Annotated in this window: 21 protein-coding genes; 4 read left to right on the top strand and 17 right to left on the bottom strand. The window is 61.5% G+C overall.

Annotation, left to right across the window (positions count from 1 at the left end):
* Positions 1–56: 56 nt before the first annotated feature.
* Positions 57–2,822, top strand: a complete 2,766-nt coding sequence (locus tag BMX80_RS00205; protein ID WP_139213980.1) for a S8 family peptidase — start codon at positions 57–59, stop codon at positions 2,820–2,822.
* 15 nt (positions 2,823–2,837) lie between these two features.
* Here the strand turns inward: BMX80_RS00205 and BMX80_RS00200 are convergent, their stop codons facing one another.
* From BMX80_RS00200 to trxA, 4 genes are all read right to left on the bottom strand, one after another.
* Positions 2,838–3,827, bottom strand: a complete 990-nt coding sequence (locus tag BMX80_RS00200) for a CDP-6-deoxy-delta-3,4-glucoseen reductase (RefSeq protein ID WP_071873154.1) — start codon at positions 3,825–3,827, stop codon at positions 2,838–2,840.
* On the bottom strand, positions 3,824–5,293 hold the full coding sequence (ubiD, locus tag BMX80_RS00195; RefSeq protein WP_071873155.1) for a 4-hydroxy-3-polyprenylbenzoate decarboxylase: 1,470 nt from the start codon (positions 5,291–5,293) through the stop codon (positions 3,824–3,826). The genes BMX80_RS00200 and ubiD overlap by 4 nt, the downstream gene beginning before the upstream one ends.
* A 63-nt stretch (positions 5,294–5,356) precedes the next feature.
* Positions 5,357–6,616, bottom strand: a complete 1,260-nt coding sequence (gene rho, locus BMX80_RS00190; protein WP_071873156.1) for a transcription termination factor Rho — start codon at positions 6,614–6,616, stop codon at positions 5,357–5,359.
* Positions 6,617–6,826: 210 nt separating this feature from the next.
* Positions 6,827–7,153, bottom strand: a complete 327-nt coding sequence (gene trxA / locus BMX80_RS00185; RefSeq protein WP_071873157.1) for a thioredoxin TrxA — start codon at positions 7,151–7,153, stop codon at positions 6,827–6,829.
* A 212-nt stretch (positions 7,154–7,365) separates the two neighbouring features.
* Between trxA and ppx the strand changes: the two genes are divergently transcribed.
* The gene (ppx, locus tag BMX80_RS00180) at positions 7,366–8,865 is read left to right on the top strand and encodes an exopolyphosphatase (RefSeq protein WP_074863950.1); all 1,500 of its coding nucleotides are present in this window, start codon (positions 7,366–7,368) and stop codon (positions 8,863–8,865) included.
* Between the two features lie 39 nt (positions 8,866–8,904).
* On the opposite strand, the gene hslU is transcribed toward ppx, so the two are convergent.
* The 5 genes from hslU to BMX80_RS00155 all read right to left on the bottom strand — a co-directional run bounded on the left by hslU (position 8,905) and on the right by BMX80_RS00155 (position 13,342).
* Positions 8,905–10,245, bottom strand: a complete 1,341-nt coding sequence (gene hslU, locus BMX80_RS00175; RefSeq protein ID WP_074863947.1) for an HslU--HslV peptidase ATPase subunit — start codon at positions 10,243–10,245, stop codon at positions 8,905–8,907.
* Positions 10,246–10,267: 22 nt separating this feature from the next.
* Entirely contained in the window at positions 10,268–10,804 is a 537-nt protein-coding gene (gene hslV / locus BMX80_RS00170; RefSeq protein WP_074863943.1) for an ATP-dependent protease subunit HslV, read from the bottom strand.
* A gap of 157 nt (positions 10,805–10,961) precedes the next feature.
* A complete protein-coding gene (locus tag BMX80_RS00165) occupies positions 10,962–11,756 on the bottom strand; it encodes a thymidylate synthase (protein ID WP_074863939.1) in 795 nt (264 codons plus the stop codon).
* Positions 11,753–12,547, bottom strand: coding sequence for a prolipoprotein diacylglyceryl transferase (lgt, locus tag BMX80_RS00160; RefSeq protein ID WP_074863936.1), 795 nt, complete (start codon positions 12,545–12,547; stop codon positions 11,753–11,755). The genes BMX80_RS00165 and lgt overlap by 4 nt, the downstream gene beginning before the upstream one ends.
* A gap of 12 nt (positions 12,548–12,559) precedes the next feature.
* Complete coding sequence (locus BMX80_RS00155; protein WP_074863933.1) at positions 12,560–13,342, bottom strand: sulfite exporter TauE/SafE family protein; 783 nt, start codon at positions 13,340–13,342, stop codon at positions 12,560–12,562.
* A gap of 133 nt (positions 13,343–13,475) precedes the next feature.
* On the opposite strand from BMX80_RS00155, the gene BMX80_RS00150 reads away from it, so the two are divergent.
* Positions 13,476–14,234, top strand: a complete 759-nt coding sequence (locus BMX80_RS00150) for an NRDE family protein (protein ID WP_074863930.1) — start codon at positions 13,476–13,478, stop codon at positions 14,232–14,234.
* Between the two features lie 141 nt (positions 14,235–14,375).
* Here BMX80_RS00150 and BMX80_RS00145 read toward each other — a convergent pair whose 3' ends face one another.
* From BMX80_RS00145 to ureE, 5 genes are all read right to left on the bottom strand, one after another.
* A complete protein-coding gene (locus BMX80_RS00145; protein WP_074863927.1) occupies positions 14,376–15,548 on the bottom strand; it encodes a benzoate/H(+) symporter BenE family transporter in 1,173 nt (390 codons plus the stop codon).
* 160 nt (positions 15,549–15,708) lie between these two features.
* Entirely contained in the window at positions 15,709–16,275 is a 567-nt protein-coding gene (locus tag BMX80_RS00140) for a HupE/UreJ family protein (protein WP_074863924.1), read from the bottom strand.
* A gap of 15 nt (positions 16,276–16,290) precedes the next feature.
* On the bottom strand, positions 16,291–16,905 hold the full coding sequence (gene ureG / locus BMX80_RS00135; RefSeq protein ID WP_071873167.1) for an urease accessory protein UreG: 615 nt from the start codon (positions 16,903–16,905) through the stop codon (positions 16,291–16,293).
* A 33-nt stretch (positions 16,906–16,938) separates the two neighbouring features.
* Positions 16,939–17,613 carry an urease accessory protein UreF gene (locus BMX80_RS00130; protein ID WP_139213979.1) on the bottom strand — a complete coding sequence of 225 codons (675 nt, stop codon included), beginning with the start codon at positions 17,611–17,613 and terminating at the stop codon, positions 16,939–16,941.
* The gene (gene ureE / locus BMX80_RS00125) at positions 17,610–18,113 is read right to left on the bottom strand and encodes an urease accessory protein UreE (RefSeq protein WP_074863917.1); all 504 of its coding nucleotides are present in this window, start codon (positions 18,111–18,113) and stop codon (positions 17,610–17,612) included. Before ureE ends, BMX80_RS00130 begins: the two co-directional genes overlap by 4 nt.
* Before the next feature lie 284 nt (positions 18,114–18,397).
* Between ureE and BMX80_RS00120 the strand changes: the two genes are divergently transcribed.
* Positions 18,398–19,390: a substrate-binding domain-containing protein gene (locus BMX80_RS00120; protein WP_175474863.1), complete on the top strand. Its 993-nt coding sequence runs from the start codon at positions 18,398–18,400 to the stop codon at positions 19,388–19,390.
* A 7-nt stretch (positions 19,391–19,397) separates the two neighbouring features.
* Here the strand turns inward: BMX80_RS00120 and ureC are convergent, their stop codons facing one another.
* Genes ureC through BMX80_RS00105 form a run of 3 tightly spaced genes read right to left on the bottom strand, consistent with a single transcriptional unit; the run spans position 19,398 to position 21,918 of the window.
* A complete protein-coding gene (gene ureC, locus BMX80_RS00115; RefSeq protein ID WP_074863913.1) occupies positions 19,398–21,098 on the bottom strand; it encodes an urease subunit alpha in 1,701 nt (566 codons plus the stop codon).
* Positions 21,098–21,403: an urease subunit beta gene (locus BMX80_RS00110; RefSeq protein ID WP_074863908.1), complete on the bottom strand. Its 306-nt coding sequence runs from the start codon at positions 21,401–21,403 to the stop codon at positions 21,098–21,100. The genes ureC and BMX80_RS00110 overlap by 1 nt, the downstream gene beginning before the upstream one ends.
* Positions 21,400–21,918, bottom strand: coding sequence for a GNAT family N-acetyltransferase (locus tag BMX80_RS00105; RefSeq protein WP_074863906.1), 519 nt, complete (start codon positions 21,916–21,918; stop codon positions 21,400–21,402). The genes BMX80_RS00110 and BMX80_RS00105 overlap by 4 nt, the downstream gene beginning before the upstream one ends.
* Positions 21,919–21,929: the final 11 nt, after the last annotated feature.

Genomic DNA, 21,929 nt, shown 5'->3' with positions numbered 1-21,929 from the left:
TAAGCGCTGAGCCGCACTTTAGACTCCGCGGCCGATTTGGATGTTGGGGTGTGATGATGCGTTGGCAGCAAGCTTTGCTGGGGTTGGGTTGTGGACTGGTTTGGCAGGGTGCCGTGTGGGCCACGCCTTTGCCGCCGGTGGAGTTACCAGCAGAAATTCAGAGTGAATTTATTCGCCTGTATGAACTGCCCGACGAGGCTTTAGCCCAGCAGCTTGAGCCGACCTTAGACATCTTCCCCGAATACCGTGAAGACTTGCTGCGCTATTTGGCCCAAGAGGCCAGTGTCGAGCGCCGGTCGCTGTTAGCCCAAGTGGGTAAGCTAAGCCAAGCCGAGCGCTTTGCATGGTTAGGCACCACGGCCGGTAAAGTGGGGCTCGCCGCTGTAGCGGTCGGTGGTATTGCTGCCGCCACAGGTAGCTCTGGTGGCGGTGGTGGCTCAGGCGGCGCTGCGACAACGACTCCCACGCCTAGCCCTGCGCCAGCACCAGCACCGACGCCCGCGCCAACGCCGCCGGTTGCGCCGACGCCAGATCCCGCGCCAGCACCGACGCCAGCACCCAATCCAACTCCAGAACCTACGCCAGAGCCCACGCCGGACCCTGCGCCTACACCCACGCCGCCCACGCCGGCGCCAAACCCAACCCCGGCGCCCGAGCCGGTCGACCCGGAAACCTTCCGTACCACAGAGTTCAAGAAGGACTGGGGCCTAGCCACCATCAAAGCCGAGCATGCCTACGCACGTGGCGCTACGGGTAAAGATGTAGTGGTCGCGGTGGTGGATACCGGGGTGGATATCCAGCACAAAGAGCTGCAAGGGCAGATTGCCAACGGCGGCAGCGTGGTGCGTGACGGCGGCCCGGCGATGACCGATGGCCACAGTCACGGCACCCATGTGGCTGGCACGATTGCCGCTAAGCGCGATGGCCAAGGCATGCACGGCGTAGCGCCGGAGGCGAAGATTCTGCCGATCAAATACCTCGATGATGGCGTCGAGGGAAGCGTTACCCTTGGCACCAAAGAGGCGCTCGATCGTCAGGTGGCCTATGGCGCGCGGGTCTCCAACAACAGTTGGGGCCAACGCACCACAGTCGGTAATGCCTACCGCTCGAAAACCATCGCCGATTTGTCGGAATCCGAGCGCAGTTACTACACCAATAGCATCGCCAGCTTGTACAAAGCAGCGCAGAACGCCGGCATCGTCTTCGTCTTTGCCGCTGGCAATAACACCACCGGCGACACCAGCATTGCCGCGCAGCCGAGTTTCTATGCCGCCTTGCCCCTACTGGCGCCGGAGCTAGCCGGGCAGTGGCTGGCGGTGGTGAACATTGCCAGCAACGGCAAGATTTCCTCGGGTTCGCACCGCTGTGGCGATGCCCAAGCGTTTTGTTTGGCGGCGCCCGGCTCGGGCATTTACTCGGCCACGCCGGGGGATAATTACGGTTACAAAACCGGTACCTCGATGGCCGCGCCGCATGTCTCTGGCGCATTGGCCTTGTTGATGGATCTATTCCCCACCTTAAGCGCGCAACAAGTCACCGAGCGCGTGCTGGTGTCGGCCAATAAAAGCGGCGAATACGCCGACAAGGCGGTTTACGGCCAAGGCCTGCTCGACTTGCAAGCGGCCAGTAACCCGATTGGCGGCCTGATGATTAATACCCAAAGCGGCGAAGTGGTGGCGCTCGATCAAGCCAAACTGGCCGCTAGCGACCCGCTAGGCAGCAGCCTGCGTGAAGCGCTGAGCCAGGTCGATTTGGTGGTGAAAGACTCGCTGGATGCGCCGTTTGTGATGGCCGGCAGTCAACTGAGTGGCGACGACGCCCAGCATGCCCGTGTTGATACCGGCGCGTATCTGGCGCGTTTAAACCGCGAGCACAGCATGACCGAGCTGAGCGACGGCCAAGGCTTAACCCTGCGCTTTAGCGCCGGCGAGCAAGGCAGCGGCTTGGCCTCGTTAGGCGAGCTGCAAGCGTGGCAAGGCTTCGGCCCCGACATGGCGGTCAGTGCCAGCTTTAATACCGACCCGTCGTGGAGCCAAGGCTTGCTGCAATTACAGCCTGAGCTGCGTGATGCGGGCATGACCCAAGCGCTGAGCAACCCTTACCTGAGCTTGCAGCAACAAGCGCTGGGTGGCGGCTTGCACTGGCAGTTGGGCCAAGGCTGGCATGCCGGCGTACAAGTACAAACCGCCGCGGCTGAAGAGCAGTTCGCGCAGAGCGCCGACAGCCGCGATTATCAGCACAGCGTGCAAACCGAGTGGGGCTACCGTGCCCTGCAAGGTTGGAGTGCTAGCGTGCAGCTCGGCGCACTGATGGAGCAGCAGCGCATGCTTGGCGCACAGGGCAGCCAGTGGATTAACGGCGACAGCCAAACGCTGTTTGCTGGCCTGAATGTCAGCGTGCCGCTCAACGACGCTTGGCAGGCCTTTGCCCGTTATAACCTCGGCCAGACTCAGCTGGATTCGCGCGGTTGGCTGCAACAGGCTGAGCTGAATAGCGACAGCTTCACCTTAGGCTTAGCCGGGCAACCGGCGGCGGGCTGGCAGGTAGGTGTATTGGCCTATCAGCCGCTACGGGTGCGTGATGGGGCTGGGCAGCTGAGTCTGCCGACTGGCTTAAACGCCGATAACAGCGTGCAGTGGCAAACGCGCGAGAGCAGCTTGGCCAGTGCTGGCCGGCATATGGAGTACGAAGCCTTCTTCCGCTACGAGCTACCTACGTGGCAGCTGAGCTTTAAAGGCAGCCTGCTGCATATTCAGGACTACCGGAACCAGCGCGGCAATAACGACAATCTGATTCTGCTCAGCACCGGCCTGCGTTACTGAGGCCGGCGCGAGCGGTTAATCGCGCGGCGCGTAGGCGAATACGTCGGCGCGCATTTGCGCAGGGCTTAGGCCCGCTGCTACTAAGCCGTCGAGGGTGGCGTAGACCATCGGCGGCGAGCCGCTGGCATAGACTTGCACAGCGCTTAAGTCGCTAAAGTCGGCGCATACCGCTTCAAACAGCAAGCCTTGGCGGCCTTGCCAGTTGTCTTCCGGCTGGGCGTCGCTCACCACTAAGTGCACGTTGAGATTGGCCACGTTGTGCCAGTCGGCCAGCGCGGCTAAGTGGTAGAAGTCTTCAGGGCGGCGCGCGCCCCAATACAAATGCACCGGATGGGCAAAACCCTGCGCACGGCAGTGTTCGATCAGGCTGTGCATTTGCGCCATGCCAGTGCCGGCGGCAATCAGCACCAGCGGTGCGGCGGGCAGCTCAGCCAAGTGGCAGTCGCCAAAGGGCAGCTGCACTTTTACCAGCGGCTGGCTTTTTAGGTGATCGAGCATGTGCTGGCTGGCGCTGTCGCGCACTTGAATGTGCAGCTCTAGCTCGCGGCCTTGATGCGGTGCGCTGGCGATGGAAAACGCCGCTTGCTCGCCGTCGGGCTTTTCTAGCAGCAGGTATTGGCCGGCGTGGTAGCGCAGCTTCTTACCGGCTGGCGCGCGCAGTTGCACACGGGTGACGCCAGCGCCGAGGTCTTCTAGCGCCACCACTTGGCAGCTCAGGCTGTGCACCGGCAGCTCACCGGGGGCGAGGATTTTGTCCCAGTGCAGGCGGCAGTCGGTCAGCGGCTCGCACAGGCAGGTCATCACTTCGCCTTGGCTAATCACAGCACCTTGGTAGCGCACTTGGCCCTCTAACAGCAGCGCGGCGCAGATTTCGCAATTGCCATTGCGGCAGCTGTGCGGCACCTCAAAGCCTAAGCGGCGTGCGGCATCCAAGATGCGCTCGCCGGGGAGCACGGCCAGTTGATGGCCGGAGGGCTCTAGGGTGACCGTGAGGGTGTTACTCATGGATCAATCCCGAGGCTGGCCCACAGGTCGTCGACGCGGGTTTTTACCGCCTCGTCCATCACAATCGGCACGCCCCATTCGCGGCTGGTTTCGCCGGGCCATTTATTGGTGGCGTCGAGACCCATCTTGCTGCCTAGGCCGGAGATCGGCGAAGCGAAGTCCAGATAGTCGATCGGCGTGTTGTCCACTAGCACCGTGTCGCGCTTGGGGTCCATGCGTGTGGTGATGGCCCAAATCACGTCGTTCCAGTCGCGGGCGTTGACGTCGTCATCGCAGACAATCACGAACTTGGTGTACATGAATTGGCGCAAAAACGACCACACACCGAGCATCACCCGCTTGGCATGGCCGGGGTACTGCTTCTTCATGGTCACCACCGCCATGCGGTACGAGCAGCCTTCCGGCGGCAGGTAGAAGTCGGTGATCTCGGGGAACTGCTTTTGCAGAATCGGCACGAACACTTCGTTGAGAGCCACGCCCAAAATCGCCGGCTCATCCGGTGGGCGGCCAGTGTAGGTGCTGTGGTAGATGGCTTTTTCGCGCATCGTCATGCGCTCGACGGTAAACACCGGAAAGCGATCGACTTCGTTGTAGTAGCCGGTGTGATCGCCAAACGGGCCTTCGTCGGCCATTTCGCCGGGGTAGATATGCCCTTCCAGCACAATCTCGGCGCTGGCTGGCACTTGCAGGTCGCTGCCGATGCATTTGACCAGCTCGGTACGGCTACCGCGCAACAGGCCGGCAAAGGCGTATTCCGACAGGGTGTCCGGTACCGGCGTGACGGCGCCTAAGATGGTCGCAGGATCAGCGCCGAGCGCTACGGCCACGGGGTAGGGCTTGCCGGGGAATTTTTCGCACCACTCGCGGAAATCCAGCGCGCCACCGCGATGGCTCAGCCAGCGCATGATCAGCTTGTTGCGACCAATCACTTGCTGACGATAAATGCCGAGGTTCTGGCGTTCTTTATTCGGTCCACGGGTGATGGTCAGGCCCCAAGTAATCAGCGGGCCTGCGTCGCCCGGCCAGCAGGTTTGCACCGGCAGACGACTTAAATCGACGTCATCACCTTCAAACACTTGCGCATGGCAGGGTGCGTCTTTGACCACCTTGGGGGCCATCGACAGCACTTTCTTGAAGATCGGTAGCTTAGCCCACGCGTCTTTCAGGCCTTTTGGCGGATCGGGCTCTTTTAAGAAGGCCAGCAGTTTGCCGATTTCGCGCAGCTCGCTGATGCTCTCGGCGCCCATGCCCAGCGCCACGCGCTCGGGGGTGCCAAACAGATTGGCCAGCACGGGCATGCTGTGCCCAGTGGGGTTTTCAAACAGCAGCGCAGGGCCTCCCTTGCGCAGGGTGCGGTCGGCAATTTCGGTCATTTCCAGCACCGGCGATACCGGCACTTGGATGCGCTTTAGCTCGCCGCGGCTTTCCAGCACGCGGATGAAATCTCGCAGGTCGGAGTAGTGCATCGGGCCCTCACGCAGCCAAGCCCACGCTGCAAGCAGAGTGGGCTTGCAGCGCGAGGCAGCGGCTTACTTGCGCTTCATCAACTGGAAGAATTCTTCGTTGGTCTTGGTGTCTTTGAGCTTGTCCAAGAGGAATTCGATCGAGGCAATTTCGTCCATCGGGTGGAGGATTTTGCGCAGAATCCACATGCGCTGCAGTTCTTCCTCGCCGGTCAGCAACTCTTCGCGGCGGGTGCCCGATTTGTTGATGTTGATCGCTGGGAACACACGCTTTTCGGCGATGCGGCGATCCAGCGGCAGTTCCATGTTGCCGGTGCCTTTGAATTCTTCGTAGATCACTTCGTCCATCTTCGAGCCGGTATCGACCAGCGCGGTGGCGAGAATGGTCAGGCTGCCGCCTTCTTCGATGTTACGCGCGGCACCAAAGAAGCGTTTGGGCTTCTCTAGGGCATGGGCATCCACACCACCGGTGAGTACCTTGCCGGAGCTTGGGATCACAGTGTTGTAGGCGCGCGCCAGACGGGTGATGGAGTCGAGCAGAATCACCACGTCCTTCTTGTGCTCGACCAAACGCTTGGCCTTTTCGATGACCATTTCGGCCACTTGCACGTGACGCGCCGGCGGCTCGTCGAAGGTTGAGGCAACCACTTCGCCGCGCACGGTGCGCTGCATCTCGGTCACTTCCTCGGGGCGTTCGTCGATCAGCAGAACGATCAGGTACACCTCGGGGTTGTTACGGGTGATGTTGCTGGCGATGTTCTGCAGCATGATGGTCTTGCCCGCTTTCGGCGGGGCGACGATCAAACCACGCTGGCCCTTACCAATCGGCGCACACAGGTCGATCACACGGCCGGTGAGGTCTTCGGTGGAGCCGTTACCTGCTTCCATCTTCAGGCGCAGGTTGGGGAACAGCGGGGTCAAGTTCTCGAACAGAATCTTGCTCTTGGCGTTTTCTGGGCGGTCGAAGTTAATCGTGTCGACCTTTAACAACGCGAAGTAGCGCTCGCCATCCTTCGGTGGGCGAATCTTGCCGACGATGGTGTCGCCGGTACGCAGGTTGAAGCGGCGGATCTGGCTGGGCGACACGTAAATGTCGTCAGGGCCGGCCAGATAAGACGCATCAGAGCTACGCAGGAAGCCGAAGCCGTCTTGGAGGATTTCCAGTACACCATCACCGGAGATTTCTTCGCCGCTTTTCGCGTGTTTTTTCAGGATCGAGAAGATCACGTCCTGCTTGCGCGAGCGGGCCATGTTCTCGACGCCCATGGATTCGGCGAGTTCTAACAGTTCGGTAATGGGTTTTTGCTTGAGTTCGGTCAGATTCATAAGAGAAAGAAAGGATGGGATGCGGGGTCGCGTTATCGGGAATCTGCTCGACTGTCATCGGTCAGGGCGCCGATGGAGCATGTCAGAGCGGGAAATTACTTCGTTAGGAAGGCTGCAGAAAATGCAGTGATTTGAACCATAGCACCGCAACTGCACAGCGGCAAGCGGCAAAACGACAAAGCCCCGCACGGGGCGGGGCTTTGTGGGCTATTACAGGTTGCTGTCGAGGAACGCCGCCAGCTGCGACTTCGACAAGGCGCCAACCTTAGTGGCTTCGACGTTGCCGTTCTTGAACAGCATCAAGGTCGGGATGCCACGCACGCCGTACTTCGGCGGGGTGTCTTGGTTTTCGTCGATGTTCAGTTTGCAGACCTTCAGCTTGCCTTGGTAGTCCTTGGCAATTTCATCCAGCACCGGGGCGATCATTTTGCACGGGCCGCACCATTCAGCCCAGTAGTCCACCAGTACAGGGCCGTCAGCCTGCAGCACATCAGCGTCAAAAGAGGCATCGGTAACGTTGTTGATGAATTCGCTCATGGGGCAATCTCCAGGATTCGTCTAAGCAGATTTGCGGCACATAATAGCTTGGCTTGGCCCGATGGGAAACGCGCGCCGGATTGATAGGTATTATTGATCTGCACCGGGCCGACTATGGTTAAGGCTGGCACAATGCCCGACATCCAGCGCTGCGCTGCTTTAAATAGCGCCTGCTGGGGCACGCTGTACGGATTAAATTGAGGATGTTGTCTATGCCGCAGAGCAGCGAAAGCGGGTTTTCACGGGTTGCCGCGATCGACTTGGGCTCGAACAGTTTTCATATCGTGGTGGCCAAGCTCGATCACGGTGAAGTGCGCCCGATGGAGCGCTTGGGCGAAAAAGTGCAGCTGGCCGCCGGCCTTGATGAAGCCCGTCAGCTGAGCGAAGAAGCGATTGCGCGTGGCTTAGAGTGCCTAGGCCGTTTTGCCCAACTGCTGCGCGGTATGCCGCGTGGCAGCGTGCGTGTGGTGGCCACCAGTGCCTTACGCCAAGCGAAAAACCGCCAAGTGTTTATTCGCCAAGCCTCGCAGGTGCTCGGGCACCCGGTCGAGCTGATCTCTGGCCGCGAAGAAGCCCGTTTGATCTACCTCGGCGTGGCGCACACCTTAGGTGACGGCGACGGCAAGCGCTTGGTGATGGACATCGGTGGCGGCAGTACCGAATTCATTATCGGCGAGCGCTTCGAGCCGCTGCTGCGCGAGAGCCTGCAAATGGGCTGCGTGGCGTTCAGTAAACAGTTTTTCCCTGACGGCAAGCTGTCTGCCGCGCGCTACGCTAAGGCCTACACGGCGGCGCGCCTCGAGCTGATGAATATCGAGCAGTCGCTGCACAGTCACGGCTGGGACAACGTGGTGGGCTCCTCAGGTACCATCCGTGCCGTGGGCGCGGCGATTGCTGCCATGGGGCTGGGTAAGGGCGAAGTGAACCGCGACGGTTTGCTCAAGCTAAAACGCCAAGTGCTCAAGTGCGAGCAGCTCGAAAAACTCGCTATTGATGGCGTCAAAGCCGACAGAAACGCGATTTTGCCCGCCGGTTTGGCGATTTTAGAGGCGGCTTTCGATGCCTTGGGCCTGGAAATCATGCACCACTCCGAAGGCGCATTGCGTGAGGGTGTGCTGTACGACTTATTGGGCCGACATGCCCATGAAGACGTCCGCGAGCGTTCTTTAAGTGCCCTTGTGGAGCGCTATCACGCTGACCCACAGCAGGCGCTGCGGGTGGAGCAAAAGTCGCTGCTGATTTTGAGCAAGGTCGCCGAAGACTGGCACCTGCAAGGCCCGTTATGGGCTGAGCGGCTGAGCTGGGCGGCGCGCGTGCACGAGATCGGCTTGGACATTGCCCACAGCCAATACCATAAGCACGGCGCGTATTTGCTCGAGCATTCGGATTTGCCGGGGTTTTCCCGCCACGATCAATTGATTGTGTCGCTGTTGGTGCGTGGCCACCGGCGCGGCTTGGGCGCCGACCGTTTCCGCGAGTTGGGTGAGGATGGCGAGGGCTTGCTGCGCCTGTGCATCATCCTGCGTTTGGCGATTTTGCTGTTTCGTAACCGTGAAGATGAGGCGCCGATTCTAACTTTGACGGCCGGCGAGCGCAGCTTGCAGATCATCTTCCCCGATGGCTGGCTGCAGGCGCGGAGCCTCACCCAAGCCGATTTCGAGCAAGAAGCACAGTGGCTGGCCAAGGCCGGCTATGAGCTGACCTTGGCTTAACTGCTGGCTGGCACGTGCGTGCCAGCCGTTAACGGCTGGTTAGAGGATATAGCGCGACAGGTCTTCATCCTGCGCCAGCTCGCCCAAGTGGCTGTCCACATACGCCGCGTCGATGCGTAGCGGCTGGTCACTGTGCTGGCTAGCTAAGTCGGCCGCGCTGAACGACACCTCTTCCAGCAAGCGCTCAAGCAGGGTGTGTAAACGGCGCGCGCCGATATTTTCGGTTTTTTCATTCACCTGATAGGCGATCTGCGCGAGGCGCTCGATGCCGTCGTCGGCAAATGCCACGCTCAAGCCTTCGGTGGCCAGCAGCGCCTGGTATTGCTCGGTGAGCGACGCATGCGGCTCGCGTAGGATGCGCTTGAAGTCGTTGGGCGTGAGGGCTTTGAGCTCGACGCGAATCGGCAGGCGGCCTTGCAGCTCGGGGATCAAATCGCTGGGCTTGCTGAGGTGGAAGGCGCCGGAGGCGATGAACAGGATATGGTCGGTCTTCACCATGCCGAGCTTAGTATTCACCGTGCTGCCTTCGATCAGCGGCAGCAAGTCACGCTGCACGCCCTCACGCGAGACATCCGCGCCACCGCTGTTGCCGCGCTTAGCGACCTTGTCGATCTCGTCGATAAACACGATGCCGTTTTGCTCGACGGCTTCCAGCGCCCGCACTTTCAGCTCGTCTTCATTGACCAGGCGTGCGGCTTCTTCATCACGAACCAGCTTGAGCGCTTCTTCGACCTTCAGCTTGCGGGTCTTCTTGCGGCCCTTGCTCATGCCGGAGAACAAGTTTTGCAGCTGATTGGTCATTTCTTCCATGCCCGGCGGGGACATGATCTCCACGCCCATCGGCGCTTCGTTGACCTCAATCTCGATCTCTTTGTCGTTCAGCTGGCCTTCGCGCAGTTTCTTGCGAAACAGCTGGCGGGTGCTGGAGTCTTCGCGGCTGGCCGGCTCGTCGCCAAAACTACCCCGCGCGGGCGGCAGCAGGGCATCGAGGATGCGTTCTTCGGCGGCATCTTCGGCGCGGTAGCGGTTTTTATGCACTTCCTGCTCGCGGAGCATTTTCAGCGCGGCATCCGCCAGATCGCGGATGATCGACTCCACATCGCGGCCAACATAGCCCACTTCGGTGAACTTGGTCGCTTCCACTTTTAAGAACGGCGCATTCGCCAGCTTGGCCAAGCGGCGGGCGATTTCGGTTTTACCCACACCGGTGGGGCCGATCATCAGGATATTTTTCGGTGTCACTTCTTGGCGCAGCTCGGCGGGTAGCTGCATGCGCCGCCAGCGGTTGCGCAGGGCGATGGCCACGGCGCGCTTGGCGTCGTCTTGGCCGATGATGTGGCGGTCCAGCTCGTGGACAATTTCGCGGGGCGTCATAGACATGAAAGGGGCTCCGTGGCTCGGCTTAAACGTCCGAGTCCAACTCTTCAAGCGTGAGATTCTGGTTGGTAAACACGCAGATGCTGCCGGCGATGTTCAGCGCGGTTTCGGCGATTTCACGGGCACTCAACGCCACGTCGCCTTTGTCCAGCAGGGCCAGCGCGGCTGCTTGTGCGTAGCCACCGCCAGAGCCCATAGCGATTAAGCCGTGCTCGGGCTCTACTACGTCGCCATTGCCGGTGATGATCAGGCTGGCGTCTTTGTTGGCTACTGCGAGCATGGCCTCTAGGCGGCTCAGGCTGCGGTCGGTGCGCCAGTCTTTGGCCAGCTCCACGGCAGCGCGCACCAGATGGCCTTGGTGTTTTTCCAGCTGCGCTTCAAAGCGCTCGAACAAGGTAAAGGCATCGGCGGTGGCGCCGGCAAAACCGGCCAGTACTTTGCCGTGGTAGAGGCGGCGCACCTTCTTGGCGTTGCCTTTCATCACGGTATTGCCCAGGGAAACCTGGCCGTCGCCGCCCATGACGACTTTGCCGCCGCGACGCACTGAAACGATGGTGGTCAAGGGGAGTGCTCCTGCCCGCTTACTGAATGCTTAGGCCAGTAGTGGGGGCAAGGCGGGGGGATTTCAACCGAGCGAGGTTTTACCAGATGTTGCCAGCGGGCAAGAAAAAGCCCAGCGCGTATGCTGGGCTTCTCGGGCTTCTCGGGCTTGATGGCGCTTACACCGCCACCGGCGCTTTGATATGCGGGTGGGCGACGTAGTTTTGCAGTTCGAAGTCTGCAAACGTAAACGCAAACAAATCGCTGACTTCGGGATTGATATGCATCTGCGGCAGCGGGTGCGGTTCGCGGCTTAGTTGCAGGTCGGTTTGTTCGATGTGGTTGGCGTACAGGTGGCAGTCACCGCCGGTCCAGATAAATTCGCCGGGCTTTAGGCCGCACACTTGCGCCACCATCAAGGTCAGCAGGGCGTAGCTGGCGATGTTGAACGGCACGCCTAGGAAAATATCCGCCGAGCGTTGGTAGAGCTGGCAGCTGAGCTTGCCGTCGGCGACGTAAAACTGGAACAGCGCATGGCACGGTGGCAGGGCCATCTGTTCGACGAGGGCGGGGTTCCACGCGCTAACGATGAGGCGGCGCGAGTCGGGGTTGCGCTTGATCATGTCGATCAGCTTGCTGATCTGGTCGATGGATTCGCCGTTGGGAGCCGGCCAGCTGCGCCACTGGTAGCCGTACACGGGGCCGAGGTTGCCGTTTTCGTCGGCCCATTCGTCCCAAATACTTACGCCGTGGTCTTTCAGGTATTTGATGTTGGTGTCGCCCTGCAAAAACCACAGCAGCTCATGAATGATCGACTTTAGGTGGCACTTCTTGGTGGTCACCAGCGGGAAGCCCTCGCTTAAGTCGAAGCGCATTTGGTAGCCAAACACGCTGTAGGTGCCGGTGCCGGTGCGGTCTTCTTTAAAGGTGCCGTTGGTGCGCACGTGGCGCATCAGGTCGAGGTATTGCTTCATGCGGTGGCTCCTTGGCGGCGATAGGCCCAAGCGATCAGTGCGGCGCCGGCCATTAACATGGGGATAGTCAGCAGCTGGCCCATGGTCAGCCAGCCAAAGGCGATGTAGCCCAGCTGGGCATCGGGCTCGCGGACAAATTCAATGAGGAAGCGGAACACGCCGTAGCCGATCAGGAACATGCCCGACACCGCCATGGTGGGACGCGGTTTGCGCGTGTAGGCCCACAGCAGCAGGAATAGCGCGAGGCCTTCCAGGGCGGCTTGATACAGCTGCGAGGGGTGACGGGCCAGTTGCAGCGGGTCGTTGGGGAACACCATGGCCCACGGCACATCGCTGGCGCGGCCCCACAGTTCGCCGCCAATAAAGTTGCCGATGCGCCCTGCGCCAAGGCCGATTGGCACCAGCGGGGCGATAAAGTCCATCAGTTGGAAGAAACTCTTGCCGTTTTTGCGGCCAAACAGCCACGTGGCCAGCATCACGCCGATCAAGCCGCCGTGGAAGGACATGCCGCCTTCCCACACCTTAAACAGCCATAGCGGGTTAGCGAGGAATTGCTCGAAGTTATAGAACAGCACGTAGCCGCAGCGGCCACCGAGAATCACCCCCATGGCGACCCAGAAAATCAGGTCGGAGAGCTTCTCGTTGGTCCAGCTCGGGTCGAAACCGGCGAGGCGCTTCTTCGCCAGCAGCCACGCGCCGCCGATGCCGATTAAGTACATCAGGCCGTACCAGTGCACATCTAAAGGGCCAAGGCTAAAGGCCACGGGGTTGATTTGCGGATAGGTCAGCATCAGAAAAACTCGTCAGATCAAGAAAGACACGCCCACCACGGTGAGCAACAAGGCAAACAGGCGCTTGAGTAAGCGCGGCGATAGGCGGTGCGCCAGCTTAGCGCCCACGCGGGCAAACGGCATGGAGGTTAGCGCGATACCCAACAGCGCCGGTAGGTACACATAGCCAATGCTCCACTCGGGCAAGTTCGGCGTGCCGTGGCCGACCCACATAAAGCTCAGCGCACCGGCCAGCGCAATCGGAAAGCCGCACGCCGCGCTGGTGGCCACCGCCTGTTGCACCGGCACGCTGCGCCAAGTGAGGTACGGCACGTTTAGCGAGCCACCGCCAATGCCGAAAATTGCCGAGGCCCAACCCACCGCAGTGCCGACTACGCCTAGGCCGACTTTGCCCGGCAGTGGTTTCTCGGCTTTGGGTTTTAAGTCCAGCGCCAGCTGAATGGCAATGAGGATGGCGAATACGCCGATCAGTTTTTGCAGCCACGGGCCTTGGATGGCATCGGCGGTCAGCGCGCCCAACGCAGCGCCGACTAAGATGCCCACGCTCATCCACAAAGCCACCGGCCAGAGCACGGCACCCTTCTGATGGTGGGTGTGTACCGAGTTGATCGAGGTGAAAATAATCGTCGCCAGTGAGGTGCCCACCGCCATGTGGGTCAGTACGCTGTCATCCACCCCTTGGGCGACAAAGCTGTACACCAGCACCGGCACAATCACCGTGCCGCCGCCCACGCCAAACAGGCCGGCGAGCGTGCCGGCAGCGGCGCCCAGCGCTAAATAGAGTAGAAATTCCATGCACAGTCCCCCGCTTGTGCCAGGCGTTGGCACAAGTAAAAACGCGATGGTAACACCGCTAGCTGCCTTTCGAGGTTGCCCTAACGGCCAACATTTCTGAGACTGTGCGGACAGTCATCGCCGTGAGAGCGCTATGTGCCTGATCGTGTTTAGCTGGCAGCCTACCAGCCAGCAGCCGCTGCGTTTAGCGGCCAACCGAGATGAGTTTTATGCCCGCCCGACGGCCGCGTTGGACTGGTGGGCCGATGCGCCACAGGTGCTCGCCGGGCGCGACTTACAGGCCGGCGGCACCTGGCTGGGGGTGACACGTAGCGGGCGCTTTGCCGCGCTGACTAACGTGCGCGACCTCACGCAAAAACAAGGCTCGCGCTCGCGCGGCGAACTGACTGCCGGTTTTTTAACCGGCCACAGCCCGCCGCTGGCTTACTGCCAGCAGCTGGCCGAGCAAGGTGGAGACTTCACCGGTTTTAATTTGCTGGTCGGCGATCATCAGCAGCTGGTGTATTTCAACCCGCGCGAAGGCGCGCCGCAGGTGTTGGCTGCCGGTACTTATGGCTTGTCCAATGCGGCGTTGGATACGCCGTGGCCTAAGCTGCTGCGCACCCGCGAGGGCTTGCTCGGCTTAAGCGCCGAGGCAAGGCTTGAGGATTACCTCGACCTGCTCGCCGACCCCACGCGTCCGGCCGATCATCACTTGCCGGATACCGGCATAGGTCTTGAGTGGGAGCGTTTGCTCGGCAGCGCGTTTATCCACAGCGGCAGTTACGGCACCCGCGCCAGTAGCGTGCTGCGCATCGGTGCCGAGGTGGATTTTTTCGAGCGCAGCTTTGGCCCGCACGGCGAGAACGTAGGCGATGTGCAGCAGCGGTTTGTGCGGGAGCCACTGATTTAATGGCTGCACGACCCAGTCACTGCGTTGTGCGGTGCTCGCAAGCTCGCCTACCAGGCGGTATGTCTCGCTTGCTGCGCTCCGTACGCCTTGTGCTTGAGTCGTTCGCCGATTAAATCGGCGCCTCTTTAGCTCGGTAGATCATCAGCGGCGCTGCAGAAACAGCGCTAGACAGCCAATCACAATCCCCCAGAACGGCGCGCCAATGCCCCACAGGCTGATGCCCGAGGCGGTGACCACAAAGGTCAGCAGCGCCGGTTCACGCTCGTGTTCGTTCACTAAGGCCTGATGCAAGCCGTTGCCCACACTGCCCAGCAAGGCGATACCGGCGATGCCCAGCACTAGTTCACGCGGGAAGGCCATAAACAGCGCGCCAATCGAGGCGCCAAACACGCCTAATAGCAGGTACAAAGCGCCGGCAGTGATGCTTGCCCAATAGCGTTTGTTCGGGTCGGGGTGCGCATCAGGGCTGATACACAACGCGGCGGTGATCGCCGATAAGTTCAAACTAAACGCGCCCAACGGCGCCAGCAGCAGGTTAAGCCCGCCGGTGGTGCTGATCAGCGGCGACACCGGCACGCGGTAACCGCCACCATGCAGCGCGGCAATGCCGGGCAAGTTCTGCGAGGCCATGGTCACCAAGAACATCGGCAGGCCGACGCCGAGCAACACCGGCAGGTTAAACGCCGGGGTTACCCACACTGGGGTAGCGATATCCAGCGTTAATTGCGCGCTGTCGATGCTGCCGTTCAGCGCCGCCAGCAGCACGCCCACGGCAAAACACACCACCACGGCATAGCGCGGTTGCCAGCGGCGCATCAATAAATAGCTGACCAGCATGGGTAGCAGCAGCGCCCAGGCACTGGGTAGTAGCTCAAAGGCATGCAAGGTGAATTGCAGCAGAATGCCCGCCAGCAAGGCGGCGCCTAAGGATTGCGGAATGGTGCTGAGCAAACGGGCAAACAGGCCGGTAATGCCAGAGAGCCAGATCAGCGCGGCGCTGAATAAAAACGCCCCGGTGGCCTCGGCCAGCGAGATATCCCCGGCGGCGATCAGCAGCGCGGCGCCGGGCGTCGACCAGGCCACGTTGATTGGCGCGCGAAAACGCCACGATAAATACACCGCACCCACGCCCATGCCGACGCCCAAACTCAGCAGCCACGAGGCAATCTGTGCGCTATTGGCGCCCAGCGCCCGCGCGGCTTCAAACACCACGGCGGCCGAGCTGGTGTAGCCGACCAATACCGTGACAAACCCGGCGATCAGCGGGGCCAGCCAGTCTCTGGCGTGGGGCAGGGTTTTTAGGGCGCTGAGCATGGCGGCTTCCTTGGCAACTTTGTTCGCGGATGTGCAGGCATGCACAGTAGCAAGAGCGCCAGAAGACGCAGCGTTACAGTTGGCCGAGGATTAACGACAACAGTGCAAGCCCGCTGACGCAGCGGTTGCCGCGTCAGTGTTGGCCAAGCGAAGCGGCTGCTTAGCCGATCAGCAGGGCCGCGCCACTGGCCGCCACACCCCAGCCGAGGCCTTGGCTTAGCAGCGGTACACGGCGCAGTAGATGACTCAGCGCGCCACTGCTGGCCAGTAGCAGAGCGCTGGCCAGCAACATGCCGCCGATAAACAGCGTGGGGCTGAGCCCGGCGGGAATCTCCTGCCCGTGCGCCACACCATGCAGCAAGGCGAAGCCGGCCAGTAGCGGCAGGGCTTTAACGGCCGACAGACGCAGGCTGAGCGCCAGCATCAGGCCCAAGGCCAACACGCTAAAGGCAATCGCGCTTTCCAGCGCACTTACCGCTAGGCCTGCCGCACCCAATACCGCGCCGGTTAGCATGGCCAGTGCGAAGCCCAGCGGCGCCTGCCAACGTAGCGCGCCGTTTTGTCGCGCCGCCCACACGCCCACGCAGAGCAGTACCAGCAAGTGATCTAAACCCAGCAAGGGGTGGGCTAAGCCGGCGTACCAGGTGGCGTCGTGGCCGGGGTGGGCGAAGGCCAGCGACGGGGCGCTGAGTGCGGCCAGTAGGGTGAAAAGCTGTTTGCGTTGCATAAGAGGTTCTCCGTATCAGGCGGCGCTGAGCATGCCTTGGTGTTCGATAAAGGCGATGATTTCATCCAGGCCGTAGCCGGTTTTTTGGTTGCTGAACACAAAGGGGCGCTCGCCGCGCATGGTTTTCGCGTCGCGCTCCATGACCTCCAGCGAGGCGCCGACTAATGGCGCTACGTCGATCTTGTTGATTACCAACAGGTCGGACTTACAAATGCCGGGGCCGCCTTTACGCGGGATCTTGTCGCCGGCGGAGACGTCGATCACGTACAGGGTGAGGTCCGAGAGTTCCGGGCTGAAGGTGGCCGAGAGGTTGTCGCCGCCGGACTCGACCAAGACGATTTGTAAGTCGGGAAAACGCTGGCACAGCTGATTGACCGCTTCGAGGTTGATGGAGGCGTCTTCGCGGATCGCCGTGTGCGGGCAGCCGCCGGTTTCTACGCCGATGATGCGCTCGGGGGCCAAGGCTTCGTTGCGTACCAGAAACTGCGCGTCTTCTTGGGTGTAGATGTCGTTGGTGACCACGGCAATCCGGTAGCGGTCGCGCAGTGCGCGGCACAGCGCCAGGGTTAGTGCGGTCTTGCCCGAGCCAACCGGCCCGCCGATACCAATGCGTAAGGGTTGCGTGTGCATCCTTGAGGTCTCCCTAAGCGAAAGGCCGCTGTCTCATGAGCGAAACAGGCGGCTGTATTGTTGTTCGTGAGCCATGCTCGCCAGCGCCAAGCCAAACGGCGCGCTGCCACAATTGGCTAAGGGCTGCGCGCAGGCGTGTTGATAGGCGTCGTGCAGCGTCGGTTGCAGCGCCGAGAGCAAGCCTTGCGCGGCTTGCTGGCCAAGCGGCAGGGCTTTCATCAGCACCGCCAGTTGGTTCTCCAGCCAAGCCCAGAGCCACGCCTGCACGGCGCTGGCGCTATCCACTTGCCAGCACTGCGCGGCCAGCGCCCAGGCGGCGGCCAGGCCGCAATCGGGCTGATCGGCCAGGTAGCGCTGCGCGGCGGGGCTGAGCTCGGGCAGATGGCTGAGCAACTGGCGCAGCGAATAGCCCATTTGACGGTTTTCTTGCGCCAGCTCGCGGGTTTCGCGGCTGCTGCGCTGACGGGCGTCCAGCTCGGCGACCCGCGGCCAATCTCCGGCCTCTACGGCATCGCACAGCGCCTTGAGCAGTGGCACCTCGAAGCGGGCGAGGTTGAGCAGCAGTTGGTCGCCCAGCCAGGTGGCGGCGCTGGTGCTGTCGTGCACCAGACCTTGCTCGATGGCCAGCTCTAGCGCTTGCGAGTAGCTGTAGCCGCCAATCGGCAGCTGCGGGCTGGATAAGCGCAGCAGGCCCCACGCAGCCATCAGCGGCGCACTCCAAATTGGTGCAACTTGGGCGCGTAGTGAAACTGCGCGCTGTCATCGCCGTGCGAGTGATGATGACCGCCGCCGTAGGCGCCAGCCTCGGGGTGGAAGGGCGCCTGCAAGCTGCGCAGCTGCGCGCCGAGTTGTTCGAGCATATGCGCCAGTACGCTGTCTTCGGCCAAGCGCAGCCAGTGCTCGCTCAGTTGCAGCGGCACATGGCGATTGCCTAAGTGATAAGCGGCGCGCATCAGCTCGAAGGGGCTGGCGCAGGTGACTTCCAGCAGTTGCTCGGGCGCGGCGACGATTTGAAAAACGCGGCCATCGCTGGCGCGCAGGCAGTCGCCATCAGTCAGTGCCGTTTGCCCGCGTGGCAGAAACAGGCCTAGCTCCACGCCCTCGGCGCTGTGGCAACGCAGGCGTACTTTGCTGCGCTGCGCGTAGTTAAGGTGCAGCTGGTCATCGGCCGGTTGTGGGCTGGCTAAGCGTTCGCTGACGGTGAGCATGGGCGACATCCTGATCAATCGTGGCAGGTATCCAGCAAGAGCCTTGCCAAAACGAGCCGGCGCCTAAGGGCGGATCACCGCGGGCGCAAACGGGGCAAATGGGCGCGCATTTGTGGTGCGGGGCTGTGCGCATGCACTTTCTTGGTGCGCTGCTATTCTGTTGCGGCAAGCAGCAGGCTTGGCAGCTAGAGTTAATGGCAGATAAACCAAGCAGGCTGGGCATTGCGCCGGTGGTGATGGCTGGCCCTGCTGGGGCAAGTGCCGCAGGGCACAAGGTAGAACGTATGTGCGTCGAACGTTGTCGCTCGCTGAGCATAGTGATCGGTTTGCTGGTTGGGTTGTGGGCAGGGCTGGCGCAGGCGCAATGCGTGGCCTTAGTGCCGGCCAGTGGCGGTGCGTCGTTTTGGGATTTAGTCCGCCAAGGTGCCGAGCGGGCCGGTGCCGAGTTGGGTGTCGAGGTGTATTACCGCGGCACCCCGCGCAGCGAAGATGCCAGCGCGCAATTAAAGATCATCGAATTGAGCCTTAAGCATGGCTGCAAAGCCATGGTGATTGCCCCCGTCGGCCCGAAAATTACCGCTTATGCCGCGCAGCTGCGTGCGCAGCGCGGGTTGCCCAGTGTGTATATCGACCGCGATGTTGGCGGCGACCCCGACGGTTGGTTAATTGCCACCGATAACCGTCGCGCCGGTGAGCAAGCCGGGCGCTGGTTGGCGGATTACTTAGGCGGGCAGGGAGAGGTGCTGCTGGTGCGTTTATCGCCGGATATAGCCTCGACCACAGCACGTGAAGAGGGCTTCTTAAGCGCCGCACGGGCTGGCGGCTTGAGCGTGGATGGCAGCCAAGTGCTGGGCGATGACGCGCAGCGTATCCACACCTATTTGCTCGGTAAGCCGCAGCGCTTTAAGGCGCTGTTCTCGGTCAATGCCTCGACCACCAGTGCTAGCTATGCCGCGCTGCGTCATTTAAATGCGCAGCCACCGCTGGTGCATGTCGGCTTTGATAGCAGCGTGCAGTTGGCTTCGGCATTGGCTGCTGGCGAGATTCAGGCCTTGTTGCTGCAACAGGCGCAGACCATGGGGTATGACGCCGTGCATCTGGTGTGGCAGCTGGCGCAAGGCAAAACGCCCAGCGGGCCCAAGGTGCGTGGCTTAGACGCCAGCATTGCCACCGCCGATAATCTTGATGATGCGGATATCCGCGCCTTATTGAGCTATCAGCCGCGCCCGGCGCCGGGTAATGCGGCGGCCACCAGCACCGCCGGTGGCACGCCTTAAAGCTGGCTTAGAAGAGGAAATAGCGCTGCGCCAGTGGCAGCACCTCAGCCGGTTCGCACCACAGCAGTTGGCCATCGGCCTTGACCTGATAGTTCTGCGGATCGACCTCGATATTGGGCAGATAACCGTTATGGATCAGATCGGTTTTCTGCACTGCGCGACAGCCTTGCACAACGCCAATCTGCTTTTTCAGCCCCAACTGCGCAGGCACCCCGGCGTCGAACGCCGCCTGGCTGATAAAGGTGATGCTGGTGGCGTGACGGCTGCCGGCAAAGCTGGCGAACATCGGCCGGTAATGCACCGGTTGCGGGGTGGGAATCGACGCATTGGCATCGCCCATTAAGCTCGCAGCAATCGCCCCGCCTTTTAAGATCAGGCTCGGTTTAACACCGAAAAACGCCGGTCGCCAGAGCACCAGGTCGGCCCATTTTCCCACTTCAATCGAGCCCACTTCGTGGCTAATGCCGTGGGTAATCGCCGGGTTGATGGTGTATTTGGCGATATAGCGCTTGGCGCGGAAGTTGTCGTTGCCGGGCGCATCTTCCGGCAGTGCGCCGCGCTGGCGCTTCATCTTGTCGGCGGTTTGCCAAGTGCGGGTGATCACCTCGCCGACGCGGCCCATGGCTTGGCTGTCGGAGCTGATCATGGCGAACGCACCTAAGTCATGCAGGATGTCTTCGGCGGCAATGGTCTCGCGGCGAATGCGGCTTTCGGCAAACGCCACGTCCTCGGCAATGCTCGGGTCGAGGTGGTGGCAGACCATCAGCATGTCGAGGTGTTCGTCGATGGTGTTCTTAGTGAACGGCCGGGTCGGATTGGTCGAGCTGGGCAGTACGTTAGGGAAACCGCAGGCCTTGATGATGTCCGGCGCGTGGCCGCCACCGGCACCCTCGGTGTGGTAGGTGTGAATGGTGCGGCCTTCAAACGCGCCGAGGGTGGTTTCGACAAAGCCGGACTCGTTCAGCGTGTCGGTATGAATCGCCACTTGCACGTCGTAGTCATCGGCCACGCTTAAACAGTTGTCGATGGCCGCCGGGGTGGTGCCCCAGTCTTCGTGCAGCTTGAGGCCAATGGCCCCAGCTTTGACTTGCTCGATCAAGGGCTCGGGCAGCGAGGCATTACCCTTGCCGGTAAAACCCAAATTCATCGGGAAGGCATCGGCGGCCTGGAGCATGCGCGCCATGTGCCACGGTCCCGGTGTGCAGGTGGTGGCGTTGGTGCCGGTGGCAGGTCCCGTGCCGCCGCCAATCATAGTGGTGACGCCGCTCATTAGCGCCTCTTCGATCTGCTGCGGGCAGATGAAGTGAATGTGCGAGTCGATACCGCCAGCGGTGAGCAACATGCCTTCCCCGGCGATGACCTCCGTGCTGGCGCCGATGGCGATGCTCACGTCGGGCTGAATGTCCGGGTTGCCTGCCTTGCCAATGGCATGAATGCGCCCGTCTTTGAGACCTACGTCGGCTTTGACGATGCCCCAGTGGTCGATGATCAGCGCGTTGGTGATCAGCGTATCGACCACCTCGGCGGCGCACAGTTGGCTTTGCCCCATGCCGTCGCGGATCACTTTGCCGCCGCCGAATTTGACCTCTTCGCCGTAGGTGGTGAAGTCCTGCTCGACTTCAATCCACAGCTCGGTATCGGCCAGGCGCACCTTGTCGCCGACGGTGGGGCCGAACATGTCGGCATAGGCTTGGCGAGAAATTTTCATCACAGCGCTCCCATCACGCGGCCAGCAAAGCCGTACACGGTGCGTTTACCGGCCAGCTCGACCAGCTCGACCTCGCGGCTCTGCCCGGGCTCGAAACGCACCGCCGTGCCGGCAGGAATATTCAGGCGCATGCCACGGCTTTGCACGCGGTCGAAGCTCAGCGCGTCGTTGGTTTCAAAGAAGTGAAAGTGCGAGCCGACCTGAATCGGCCGGTCGCCGCTGTTGGCGACGGTTAAGGTCAGGGTGCGGCGGCCGGCGTTGAGTTCGATCTCGCCGTCGGCAATCTGGTATTCACCGGGAATCATGGGGTACTCCGCTGCGGGGTGAGGATCAGTTGCATGAAGGTCAGGTCCAGCCAGCGGCCAAATTTGCGGCCGACTTGGGGCATCTGGCCGGTGGTGCTGAAACCAAGGCGTTGGTGCAAGGCGATAGAGGCGGCGTTGCCGCTTTCGATGGCCGCCACCATGACGTGTTTATTGCAGCCAATTGCGCGTTCGATCAGGGCGGCCATCAGGGGTTTGGCTAAGCCTTTGCCACGTTGATCGGCGCGGATGTACACCGAGTGCTCGACGGTGTGGCAGAAGCCATCAAATGCCCGCCAGTCGCCAAACGAGGCGTAGCCGAGCACGGCATCGCTGGCATCGCAGGCGACCAGAATCGGGTAGCCCTGCGCGTGGCGCGCGGCAAACCAGCTTTGCCGGTTAGCGAGGTCGACTTCGGCATCGAGCCAGATGGCGGTGGTGTTGCGCACGGCATCGTTAAAGATGTCGCAGAGCGCCGGCAGGTCGCTGGCTTGGGCATCGCGAATGACGCAGCTCATGCTCACTCTAC

This window comes from Atopomonas hussainii, assembly GCF_900109735.1.
Taxonomy (GTDB): Bacteria; Pseudomonadota; Gammaproteobacteria; order Pseudomonadales; family Pseudomonadaceae; genus Atopomonas; species Atopomonas hussainii.
The sequence above is the reverse complement of the archived record's forward strand: the minus strand, read 5'-3'. Positions and strand labels throughout refer to the sequence as shown.